The organism is Streptomyces sp. NPDC002573 (genome assembly GCF_042889625.1).
In the GTDB taxonomy this organism is placed as follows: Bacteria; Actinomycetota; Actinomycetes; order Streptomycetales; family Streptomycetaceae; genus Streptomyces; species Streptomyces gibsoniae.
The window spans coordinates 278145-289406 of record NZ_JBIARC010000003.1 but is presented as its reverse complement, the minus strand read 5'-3'; the positions used below and the strand labels follow the sequence as shown (position 1 = coordinate 289406).

At 70.2% G+C, this 11262-nt stretch carries 10 protein-coding genes and 1 pseudogene; 6 read left to right on the top strand and 5 right to left on the bottom strand.

What is annotated here, in order from left to right; genetic code table 11:
• The first annotated feature begins 81 nt into the window (after window positions 1-81).
• Complete coding sequence (locus ACFYX0_RS05020) at window positions 82-756, top strand: hypothetical protein (RefSeq protein ID WP_388966412.1); 675 nt, start codon at window positions 82-84, stop codon at window positions 754-756.
• An 87-nt stretch (window positions 757-843) separates the two neighbouring features.
• Window positions 844-2480: pseudogene (locus ACFYX0_RS05015) on the top strand (peptide-N4-asparagine amidase).
• Between the two features lie 131 nt (window positions 2481-2611).
• Here the strand turns inward: ACFYX0_RS05015 and ACFYX0_RS05010 are convergent.
• The gene (locus ACFYX0_RS05010; protein WP_388966409.1) at window positions 2612-3082 is read right to left on the bottom strand and encodes a MarR family winged helix-turn-helix transcriptional regulator; all 471 of its coding nucleotides are present in this window, start codon (window positions 3080-3082) and stop codon (window positions 2612-2614) included.
• Window positions 3083-3221: 139 nt separating this feature from the next.
• Between ACFYX0_RS05010 and ACFYX0_RS05005 the strand changes: the two genes are divergently transcribed.
• Window positions 3222-5024 carry an ABC transporter ATP-binding protein gene (locus ACFYX0_RS05005; protein ID WP_388966406.1) on the top strand — a complete coding sequence of 601 codons (1803 nt, stop codon included), beginning with the start codon at window positions 3222-3224 and terminating at the stop codon, window positions 5022-5024.
• Between the two features lie 44 nt (window positions 5025-5068).
• A complete protein-coding gene (gene mltG, locus ACFYX0_RS05000; protein WP_355910809.1) occupies window positions 5069-5896 on the top strand; it encodes an endolytic transglycosylase MltG in 828 nt (275 codons plus the stop codon).
• 60 nt (window positions 5897-5956) lie between these two features.
• Here the strand turns inward: mltG and ACFYX0_RS04995 are convergent, their stop codons facing one another.
• A complete protein-coding gene (locus ACFYX0_RS04995; RefSeq protein WP_388966403.1) occupies window positions 5957-7063 on the bottom strand; it encodes an NAD(P)-binding domain-containing protein in 1107 nt (368 codons plus the stop codon).
• Between the two features lie 184 nt (window positions 7064-7247).
• Here ACFYX0_RS04995 and ACFYX0_RS04990 point away from each other — a divergent pair, with 184 nt between their 5' ends.
• Window positions 7248-7670, top strand: coding sequence for a secondary thiamine-phosphate synthase enzyme YjbQ (locus ACFYX0_RS04990; protein ID WP_388966401.1), 423 nt, complete (start codon window positions 7248-7250; stop codon window positions 7668-7670).
• A gap of 495 nt (window positions 7671-8165) precedes the next feature.
• Here ACFYX0_RS04990 and ACFYX0_RS04985 read toward each other — a convergent pair whose 3' ends face one another.
• The gene (locus ACFYX0_RS04985) at window positions 8166-8726 is read right to left on the bottom strand and encodes a nucleoside-triphosphatase (protein WP_355910818.1); all 561 of its coding nucleotides are present in this window, start codon (window positions 8724-8726) and stop codon (window positions 8166-8168) included.
• A 109-nt stretch (window positions 8727-8835) separates the two neighbouring features.
• Here ACFYX0_RS04985 and ACFYX0_RS04980 point away from each other — a divergent pair, with 109 nt between their 5' ends.
• Window positions 8836-9288 (top strand): YbhB/YbcL family Raf kinase inhibitor-like protein, encoded by a 453-nt coding sequence (locus tag ACFYX0_RS04980; protein WP_355910821.1) that lies wholly within the window; start codon window positions 8836-8838, stop codon window positions 9286-9288.
• A 364-nt stretch (window positions 9289-9652) separates the two neighbouring features.
• Here the strand turns inward: ACFYX0_RS04980 and ACFYX0_RS04975 are convergent, their stop codons facing one another.
• Together ACFYX0_RS04975 and ACFYX0_RS04970 are read right to left on the bottom strand one after the other, a co-directional pair.
• Window positions 9653-9781, bottom strand: coding sequence for a hypothetical protein (locus ACFYX0_RS04975; RefSeq protein WP_388966398.1), 129 nt, complete (start codon window positions 9779-9781; stop codon window positions 9653-9655).
• A gap of 167 nt (window positions 9782-9948) precedes the next feature.
• Window positions 9949-11046, bottom strand: coding sequence for a hypothetical protein (locus tag ACFYX0_RS04970; protein WP_388966395.1), 1098 nt, complete (start codon window positions 11044-11046; stop codon window positions 9949-9951).
• Between the last annotated feature and the right edge of the window lie 216 nt (window positions 11047-11262).

Below are 11262 nucleotides of genomic sequence, written 5' to 3'. Positions count from 1 at the left end.
GGCGGAGTCCCGCCGTCTTCGAATCCGGCACCCGCAGGGGGAGGCGCGCCGTCGTCGGACACCGGATCCGCGGAGGAAGCCGTGCCGTCGCCCGACAGGGAATCCCCCGGAGGCGCGTCAGCGGACCCGGTGGATCCGAGGTCCTCGCCGACCTCCGCGCCCACGAACGACCCGGAGCGTGTCCCGGGCGTAGGCGACCGGCTGCGCCGGCTCGTCCCTGACGCATCGCGCCAGGTCCTCGCGGTCTACGGCGACGGCGAGGACTCGCCGGACTGCACGATCGTGCTCTACGAGAAGGGCGATGACGACGCCTGGAGCGAGATCGGGCAGTGGCGGGGACACAACGGCAGAAGAGGCTGGACGGTGGACCACCACGAGGACGATCTGCGCACGCCTGTGGGTGTGTTCACACTCAGCGACGCCGGTGGTGTCCTCGACGACCCGGACACCAGGCTCCCGTACGACCAGGGTGAGTCCTACCGGGTGCCGGAGGGCTGGGGTGAGGCCCACCGGCATGACTTCGACTACGTCATCGCCATCGACTACAACCGGCTCAGGGGCACTCCGCCGAACGACCCGACCCGGCCGCTGGGTATGGAGAAGGGTGGCGGCATCTGGCTGCACGTGGACCACGGTGACGGTACGTCGGCCTGCGTCAGTCTGCCCGAGTCCGGGATGGAGTACCTGCTGCGGACGCTCGACCCGGACTGGTATCCCGTGGTGGTGATGGGTGACAGGGAGACCCTCAGGGCCTAGCCGTTTCACCGGATGCCCGTGCACCGCGATCGACCGCCCCGGAGTACTCATTGCGGAGCGGGCCGACTCCCCGTAGAAACACGGGACATGAGAAGCAGGATTATCATGTCCATGTTCACCGGAGGGATTCTGGCGGTGAGTCTCCTCCTCGGCGCGGGCCCCGCCTCGGCCACGACCTCCTCGGCCCGGTCTGCCTCCCACGCCCCCTCCGCGGCCACCGTGGCCCCGCCCGACGAGTTCGGCACCGACTGGCACGACCCGGTGACGGCAGCCCCGCCCGTCGGGCGGCCGAACTCCCGGTCCTGTGAAGTCACGCTCGCCGAGACGCAGTTCCGGGACTTCACCCCCTACCGGGGGATGTACACCCCGCCGAGCGGTTGCGGCGACCACTGGAGCAAGGTCGTGCTGCGCCTTGAAGGCAAGGTCAAGGGCCGGCAGTTCGACCGCCTCGGCTATCTGCACGTCGGCGGGGTCGAGATCCTCCGCACGTCCACGCCGGAGCCGTCACCGGACGGCATCGAGTGGTCCGTCGTGAAGGACGTCACCCGGTACAGCGAGACGTTCCGGCAGAGCCGTGACGTCGAGATGCTCATCGGCAACGTCGTCGACGACACCTACACCGGGGTCATCGACGTCAAGGTCACGCTGACGTTCTATGCGGGCAGGCCCGCACACACCCCCGACCGCGTCCTCACCCTCCAGAACGGTACTTGACCACGCCCCGCAACAGCGAACGCATCGTCGCCGAGGTGTACGCCACCGGCTCGGGCGGCGGCTGCGAGGAGTTCTGGTATCTCACCGTGCCCGACACGGCGCCGTACTCCTGCAAGGCGGCGGGCGGCCCGTACCGCGAGGTGCAGATCACGGTCGACGGGCGGCTCGCCGGTATCGCGGCGCCGTTCCCGGCCGTGTGGACCGGCGGCTGGTCCAACCCCTTCCTCTGGTACGTGATCCCAGGACCACGCGCCTTCGACGTCCAGCCGATCACCTATGACCTGACGCCCTTCGCCGGGCTCCTCGACGACGGCCGGCCGCATCGGGTCGAGGTCTCCGTCGTCGGTGTGCCCGCCGGGCAGACCGGCTGGAGCACCCCCGTGAACGTCCTGGTCTGGCAGGACGCGAAGAGCCGTCATGTCACCGGCGGGCTCACCGTCCATCAGGTGCGCGATCCCGTCGGCTCCCCGGTCTATACCCCCGGCCAGGAGAACCGGCTGGATACACAGGGCGGTCACCGGTTCACCGTCGCGGGATACGTCGACACCTCGCACGGCCGGGTGACCACCACGGTCAGCCGGACGCTGGCGAACACCTCTGTGCACCGCTGGACCGAGGGCGAGGACCAGGACGGTCTCGACGCCACCTGGACGGACGACGAGACCGTCACCGTCCAGGGAGCCGGCCCGGCCCGCACGACGCACACCCGTCGCACGTACACGATGGACGGCGCCACGACCATCGGCACCGACGGCCGGCTGCGTACCGTCCTGACGCTCGCCGACCGGGCCGCGGTCGTCGAGACCCACGGTGGCCGGCGTGCGGCGTGGTCCCTGCTCGACGACACCTACGCCGGCGACGCCGCCTACACGACCACTGTGCCGCGCGACCAGCGGCACGCGGTCGGCACGACGAGCGAGCGTTATCGGCTGTACGGCTCGCAGGGCTGCTACGACCGGCGGCTGACGACCGTCCAGGGGGTGCTCACCGAGAACCGCGACGGCTGCTGAGGACAACCCAGAGGAACCACGGTTCCCGCGGGAAGACCCCGCGGGAGCCACAGACCCCGCGGGAGCCGCGGAAACCGCAGGAACGGAGTGCGGCGCGTCGGGCGCGATGACGCCCGAGGATCGCGACACGATCAGCAGCGATGCTCCGGTCCGGCGGCGAAGGGAGGGTCGCCGCCGTCGATCAGTGTGGTGAGCAGCCCGCCGAGCACCTCGCGCTGCTCGTCCGTCAGCGGGGCCAGGATCTCCTCCGCCGCGGCTCTGCGCGCGCCTCGCAGAGCCCGCAGCGCCTCCCGGCCCTGCTCCGTGACCTCGATCCGGATCACCCGCCGATTGGTGGGATCGGGCACCCGGCGCACCCTGCCGCTCGCCTCCAGGCCGTCGACCAGCGTGGTCACCGCTCGTGGCACCACCTCGAGACGCTCGGCCAGGTCCGCCATCCGGGGCGGCGAGCCGAAGTGGGCGAGCGTGCGCAGCAGCCGGGACTGGGCCGGAGTGATGCCCAGGTCGGACCGCTCCAGATGCCGTTTCTGGATGCGGTGCACACGGCGGGTGAACCGCAGCAGTTGCTCGGCGAGCAGGCCGTCGGGGTCGGCGGTGGTCATGCGGGAACAATATCAGGGCCTCGTTCATTGTGAGTATAGGTAACAATGAACTAAGATCCGTGATCGATCGTCCCGCATCACGTCCCGATGCCGCAGCGTCGTCGAATCCCCGAGCGCTGCCCGACCTCCGTAGGAGCCCATGCATCCCGAGAACCTCACCTCGACGCCGTCCCTCGACGGCCCGTCCGAACAGCCCCGGCAGGTGCGCCGCATCCTTCGCCTCTTCAAGCCGTACGGCGGCCGGCTCGTCGTCGTGGGCCTGCTCGTCGGCGCCGCGTCGCTGGTTTCCGTCGCCACACCGTTCCTGCTCAAGGAGACCCTGGACGTCGCCATCCCGCAGCGACGGACCGGACTGCTGAGTCTGCTCGCCCTCGGCATGATCCTGAGCGCCGTCGTCAACAGCGTCTTCGGTGTGCTGCAGACCCTCATCTCCACGACGGTCGGCCAGCGCGTCATGCACGACCTGCGCACCGCCGTCTACGGCCGGCTCCAGCGCATGTCGCTCGCCTTCTTCACCCGGACCCGCACGGGCGAGGTCCAGTCCCGAATCGCCAACGACGTCGGCGGTATGCAGGCAACCGTCACCTCCACCGCCACCTCGCTGGTCTCCAACCTCACCAGCGTGACTGCGACCGTCGTCGCGATGGTCGCCCTCGAATGGCGGCTCACCGTCGTCTCGTTGCTCCTGCTGCCGCTGTTCGTCTGGATCAGCCGGCGTGTGGGCAGCGAACGCAAGAAGATCGCCACCCAGCGCCAGAAGCAGATGGCCGCGATGGCCGCGACCGTCACCGAGTCGCTCTCCGTCAGCGGCATCCTGCTCGGCCGCACCATGGGCCGTGCCGACTCCCTCACCCGGTCCTTCGCGAGCGAGTCCGAGAGCCTGGTCGACCTTGAGGTGAAGTCGAACATGGCGGGCCGCTGGCGCATGGCCGTGATCACCATCGTCATGGCCGCCATGCCGGCCGTCATCTACTGGACCGCAGGTGTGGCACTCCAGCTAGGCGGCCCGTCCATCTCGCTGGGCACGCTGGTGGCGTTCGTCTCGCTCCAGCAGAGCCTGTTCCGGCCGACCGTCAGCCTGCTGTCCACCGGTGTGCAGATCCAGACGTCGCTCGCGCTCTTCCAGCGCATCTTCGAGTATCTCGACCTGCCCATCGACATCACCGAACCCGAGCAGCCGGTCCGTCTCGACCAGGTCAAGGGCGAGGTCCGCTTCGAGCGAGTCGAGTTCCACTACGACGACAAGAGCGGTCCGATACTCGAGGACATCGACATCACCGTCCCTGCGGGCTCCAGTCTCGCCGTCGTCGGACCCACCGGTTCCGGCAAGTCGACGCTGAGCTATCTGGTGCCGAGGCTGTACGACGTGACGGGCGGGCGGGTCACGCTCGACGGCGTCGACGTCCGCGACCTGGACTTCGACACCCTCGCCCGCGCGGTCGGCGTCGTCTCCCAGGAGACGTATCTCTTCCATGCCTCGGTCGCCGACAACCTGCGCTTCGCGAAGCCCGACGCGACCGACGAGGAACTGCACGCGGCGGCGAAGGCCGCCCAGATCCACGACCACATCACGTCCCTTCCCGACGGGTACGACACGGTCGTCGGTGAGCGTGGACACCGTTTCTCGGGTGGCGAGAAGCAGCGGCTCGCCATCGCCCGTACCATCCTGCGTGATCCGCCCGTGCTCATCCTCGACGAGGCGACCAGTGCCCTCGACACCCGTACCGAGCACGCGGTCCAGGAAGCCATCGACGCTCTCTCGGCCAACCGGACGACCCTCACCATCGCCCATCGGCTGTCCACCATCCGGGGGGCCGACCAGATCGTGGTTCTCGACTCCGGGCGCACGGTCGAACGGGGCACCCACGAGGAGCTGTTGGAGCTCGACGGCCGGTATGCGGGCCTTGTCCGGAGGGACGCCCGACTGGAGCCCACGAGCTGACGATATGCCAGGTATTTCCGGTCCGGCGGGATACGGTGCGGGCCATGGAGACGACCACGCCGCCCCGCAAGCAGACCGGACTGACGCGCCGGAGCCGGGTCGCCTTCGTCGGGACGGGAATCGCCGTGGCGGCCGCCGTCATGGCCGTGCCGCTGGTGACCACCCAGAGCGACGGGAAGGGCCCGCACGTGGGCCTGGTGATCCCGGAAGGCTGGCGCACGGGCCAGATCTACACGGCCGTCGACAAGGTTCTCGGACTGCCGCCCGGCTCGACGAGGAAGTCCCTGCCCAAGGCCCACCTCAAGCTGCCGCGGGACGCTCAGGGGAACCCCGAGGGCTATCTCTTCCCGGCCTCGTATCCCCTCCACAAGGGAGCGAGCCCGGAGTCCGTGCTGCGGTTCATGGTCGACACCGCGAACAAGAGATTCAGCGGCGGCACGATCACGGCGGGCGCCCAGCGCCACGCCCTGACCGGCTACCAGGCCGTCACCGTCGCCAGCATCGTGCAGGCCGAGGCGGCGACCAAGGCCGACATGGCCAAGGTGGCCCGAGTGGTCTTCAACCGTCTGGAGCGGGGGATGCCGTTGCAGATGGACTCCACGCTCAACTACGCGCTGAAGCGTTCCACGCTGCGCACCAGCGTCAAGGACACGAAGATCGAGAGCCCCTACAACTCGTACCGGAGCGTCGGTCTGCCGCCGACACCGATCTCCAATCCGGGCGAGGAGGCGATGCGCGCCACGGTCAACCCGGCATCGGGCAACTGGCTGTACTTCGTCACCGTCAAGCCTGGCGACACCCGGTTCACGGCGAGCTACGAGGAGCAGCAGCGGAACGTCGCCGAGTTCAACCGGTTGCGCGCCGCGAAGTAGGAGGAGAGCCACGCCGGGTGTGCGCCCGGACGGGCCGCTGTGCCGACCGCCGCCGCTCCCTCAGGCCACGGCGGCTGCTTCTCCCGCTTCCTTCACCGGTTCCCCGGCCAGCAGGCGCCGGATGTCCCGCACGGCCGCGCGTCCCGCCCGGTTGGCGCCGATCGTGCTGGCCGACGGGCCGTATCCGACCAGGTGGAGCCGCGGGTCGGAGACCGCGCGCGTACCCTCCACCCGGATACCGCCGCCCGGCTCGCGCAACCGCAGCGGGGCGAGATGGTCGATCGCCGCCCGGAAGCCGGTCGCCCACAGGATCACATCGGCCTCCACATGCCGACCGTCGGCCCACTCCACGCCGTCCGGCACGATCCGGTCGAACATCGGCTGCCGGTCCAGGACCCCGTCCTTGATCGCCTTCCGGATCGCGTCATTGAGCGGCAGCCCGGTCACCGACACCACACTGCGCGGCGGCAGCCCCTGGCGCACCCGCTCCTCCACGAGCGCGACGGCCGCTCGCCCCACCTCCTCGGAGAACGGACCCTCCCGGAACACCGGGGGACGCCGGGTCACCCAGGTGGTCGTGGCGGCACAGGGGGCGATCTCCATCAGATGCTGGGTACCGGACGCGCCGCCACCGACGACGATCACCCGCCGCCCGGCGAACTCCTCCGGACCGGGGTACTGGGCCGTGTGCAACTGCCGCCCCCGGAAGGTCTCCTGGCCGGGGTAGCGCGGCCAGAAGGGCCGGTCCCAGGTCCCCGTCGCGTTGATCAGCGCCCGCGTCGCCCAGGTACCGGCCGATGTCTCGACCAGCAGCCGCCCGTCCGTTCCCTCGCGTACGGCCCGGACGTCGACCGGCCGCCGTACACGCAGGTCGAAGGCGCGCTCATAGCGGTCGAAGTACTCGGACACGACCTCGGACGACGGCCGCGCCGGGTCCGCGTCCGTCAGTTCCATACCGGGCAGTGCGTGCATCCCGTGGACCTTGCCGAAGGTCAGCGAGGGCCAGCGGAACTGCCAGGCGCCGCCCGGACTCGGGGCGTGGTCGAGCACTACGAAGTCGCGATCCGGCTCGAACCCCGTGCGCCGCATGTGATAGGCGCTGGACAGTCCGGCCTGACCAGCGCCTATGACGACCACGTCGACGTCGTGCACCCCGATGTTGTTCACGCTTCCACCAACCGCACCGAAGGCGAGGATCTTCCCGGCCGCTCAGGACCGGGCCGGCGACGGCGAGTGACGTCGAACCGCGCGGGCCGTGCACGGTCCACGGCGTCTCGCAGGATGGACCTCGTGTACCACCGGACGGAGGACCGGCCGGTGTGGACCCGCTCACATGGGTGAGGATGAAGACATGTCCGATGCCTTCAGCACGCGTGTCCTGAACGTGGCCTCCGGTTCCGGTGAGACGGTCGTGGATCTCACCCGGCAGTGCGAGGACTTCCTTCGCGAGACGGCGGCGGGTCGAGACGGCCTCCTGAACGTCTTCGTACCGCATGCCACCGCCGGCGTGGCGATCATCGAGACCGGCTCCGGCAGCGACGACGACCTCCTCGCCGCGCTCCATACGCTGCTCCCGGCCGACGATCGCTGGCAGCACCGCCACGGCAGTCCCGGCCACGGCCGCGACCATGTCGTCCCGGCCTTCGTCCCACCCCACGCGACCCTGCCGGTGATCGCAGGCCGACTCGAACTCGGGACCTGGCAGTCGGTGTGCCTGGTGGATACAAACAGGGATAATCCCAACCGTCAGGTACGGCTGAGCTTCCTCAGTTGATGCATGTTCCGGGACTGTAGCGTCGAATCCCGGCCGCGCCCAATGCCTCTTGGCCTCTGCGGGATCAGCCCGTGAGCTTCATCTTCCTGGCTCGGGTGCCGGGCTTTGAACGTGCGACCCCTTCGTCCCGGAAACAGAGGTCGTCAGCCGCGCCCCGTCTCCAGGGTCGGGGTCTGACCGAACCACCTGTCGCGGCTGGTACTCCGGCTGTAGATCGGGATCTTGCTTGTTGCGCTTGTCGCTTCGGCTGACCCGTCAGGCGCGCAAGGCATTGCCGCCCTCCTCAAGGCGCCCTCAATGCCTTCGGAGGGTCGGGCGGCACAGGGGGGCGGCCAGGGAGGGGCGGGCGCCGAACCGGGTGGTGAAGGCGATGCCGGCCGCGTACTTGGTGGGCAGGCACTGACCCTTGGCAGTGGGCGCCGCCGGTCGCACCGACCGGCCGACTTCACATCCTGTCGCACCGACTCTGCTTTCAGCAGGTCGGAGTCCGGCCTCTCATCCGTGAGAGGGATACTTTCCGTGCGTCCGCGGCTGCAGCAGCCGGGCCGCGAGCTCCCCCGGCAGGACATCCCGGTTTGCCGGAGTGAGCTGAACGACCTCGATGTCGGCGCGCCGCTTGAGGGCATCGGTGAACGGATCGCGGTGCGTGTGGACCGTGGCGACGACGTCGACCTCTGCGACGAACAGCGCGTCGACCGCGTGCCGAAACGCTGTGCACGCCAGTTCCATCCGCCCCAGCTCGTCGATGAGCACCAGCCGCCCTGTTGCCTCCTCGGTTGCCGCCGGCCGAAGCGACGGCAGCGCCAGTCGTTCCATGACGCCCGGGTCGACGCCGTATTTCCCCACCCGTGGCGGACCGGGCAGGTCGACATGGGCGAGCACTTCCCGTCGGCCTGCCAGGGTCTCCAGAGCGAAACCGACGCGGGCGCCGGATTGCCGGATCTCCTCCGTGGTGAAGCCGGTGGCCGCGTGGGTGGGCAGCAGCGCGGCCAGCCGGCGCAGGGCGGTCGTCTTGCCCGCGCCAGGGCGGCCCTCGAGCAGGATCCTTGTCGGCACACTGCCATCTTCACCCCGCTCCCGGAGGCGGCCCGGGTGGGCTCGGCCGAACGGGGGTTTTGGGGTGTGGACCGGTGCCGGTGCCGCTGTTGCGGGTATGGCGGCGCGCATGAGCGGAATTGAACTCAGCAGCACCGCGTTCGACGACAAAACGGTGATCCCCCGTCGGTACAGCGGGGAGGGTGAGAACGTCTCACCGCCCCTGACCTGGTCGGGGGTGCCCCACGAGGCCACGGAGCTGGTGCTCCTGTGCGAGGACCCGGACGCGCCGGGGACGACGTTCCTGCATTGGCTGGTGACCGGCATCGATCCGCGGACCACCGGGGCGGCGGAGGGCCAGAAGCCACAGGGGGGCCTGCCGTGGCCCAACGGCTTCGGCCGCGTGGGCTGGGGAGGGCCGATGCCTCCACCGGGGCACGGGCCGCACCGCTACTTCTTCCGCCTGTACGCCGTGTCCGAGCCGCTGCCGCTGCACGACCACCCGGGCGTCGAGGATGTGCACCGTGCCCTGAAGGGCAGGGAGCTGGCCTCCGGCACCCTGGTCGGGACCTATCAGCGCTGAGCGCGTCACCGCTGGTCGTAGCCGTGGGCGCCGTACAGCCGTACAGCCGTACAGCCGGACGAACCGGGCCGCGGTGACCGTCCTGCGGTGCACCAGGTTGTGGGCCCGCCGCTCGTGCAGTTCCACGCGCTCCTGCCCGCCCTGCCCGATCGGCTGGACGAGCCGGCCACCGTGCGGAGCTGATCCACGAGCGGCTCAGGCACTTGCGGGAAGGCCGCGCAGACGATTAAGGCGTCGTACGGGGCACGGTCGGTATCCCGAGGGTTTCGTCGCCGAGTACGACCTCAGCACTGCCGACGTCCTGCCCGGCCGGCCGCAGGCCGGCCTCGTCGACCAGGCCGGGCCGGCGCTCGACGCTGACGACTTACGCGACCAAGCGGGGCAGCAGCGAGGTCTGCCAGCCGTATCCGGTCCTGAGCTCCAGGACCTGTGTGTCTCCGGTGAGGCCGAGAGCGGAGACCATCATGGCGATCAGCGAGGGCTGGGTGTTCACGCCCGTGGGGGAGCGGAACGGGCGTGTCCTCGTACGCGGATGCCACCTCGTCCGCGGGGACGAACTCTGCCCGGCGGCCCAGTGTCGGCATGTTCCGCGCGCGGCGCGATCCGGGACGGTCGGGCGCAAGGGGCGACCCGTGATCCGGGAGGCGCAGCGCGTCGGCGTCAGGACGGGGTCCCCGGGTCGGTGTACCGCAGCAGGGCGCCCACGCCCTCGCACAGCCTCAGCTCGCTCTCCGGTACGAAGACCAGCTCGGCACCGGTGCCGACGAGGGCCCGGACGAGGGCCTCGTCGGCGCGTTCCTCGCGCGGGGCCCGCACGCCGAAGGACATCAGCTCCGCCTCGGTCAGGGCGAGCTGGGCGGGCTGGGAGCCCGCCCAGAGCCGCAGCGAAGATCCTGGCGGCCGGTTCAGTAGCACTGCCGCGACCTGGCCGCGCTGGAGGGCGGCGACGGTGGAGGCCAGCCCCTCCGTCATGGGTCCGTCCAGGGCACGCCGACCGATGAAGCTGTCCACGAGTTCCCGGTCGTGCGCGGACATGCGACCGCGGAAGACGCCGTCGAGCTGCGACTCCAACAGGGCGCGTCCGGTGTCGGTGGGGGTTTGGCCGCCCACGCGTACGACCTTGCCCCGCAGGGTGTGCGGCAGGCGGCGGATCAGTACGTTGCACGCCCACTCGTCCCCGCCCACGACGACGGCGTCGGCATGGGCGTGTCGCGCCCGTTCGTCCAGCCGGTGACCCAGCCGGAGGGAGGTGCGGTGCCAGGTCGCCACCGCGACCCTGCGGTGCAGCCTCTCACCCGGGGTGACGGTGGACACGGGCCAGGTGCCGGTTTCCGCCTCCAGAGTTACCCAGCCGTGGGTCTCGGCGGTCGGAAGGCCGCGGTAGTGGACGACTACGGCCATGTAGGGGATCTCCGGAACGTGCTGGGTGACCAGGGGCATCGCGTCCGGCAGGGTGCTGTAGCGCGCGGAGTCGTGCTCGGGCGGCCTGGGCAGCTCCCCGTCCAGGACGAGTGTGCCGTGGGCGGCGAAGATGGCCTGACCGTGCCTTCCCGGCACCTCTGTGTCGGCGCCGACCACTTCCTCCAGTACGTTCAGCAGCGCCCGGTCCGAGCCCTGACGGGACAGACTCTCGCGCAGCCGCCGCCAGCGCAGCGCGATCGCCTGCTCGGGATGCTCGACGTCTCGGGAGGTGTCCAGATACACGGAGGCGAACGGGCCCGGCTCCGCGTAGAGGGGTTCAAGGAACGACAACCTCATCGCCACTCCTCGTCGATAGTCTTCCCTCCCTTGATGATGCGCGCCCCGGGGGCGATGGAGCTCGACGAGCGCAAAGCGGTGCGGAACGCGGGGCGGTCAGGCGCCGGCCGGCAGCAGCCGCCCCATCGTGAGCATGGTGGCGGCGATCAGGCCGTCCAGCACCGCGGAGCCGCGGGCCAGCACAGCAGGCCGCTGAGCAGCTGGCTGCAACACCTC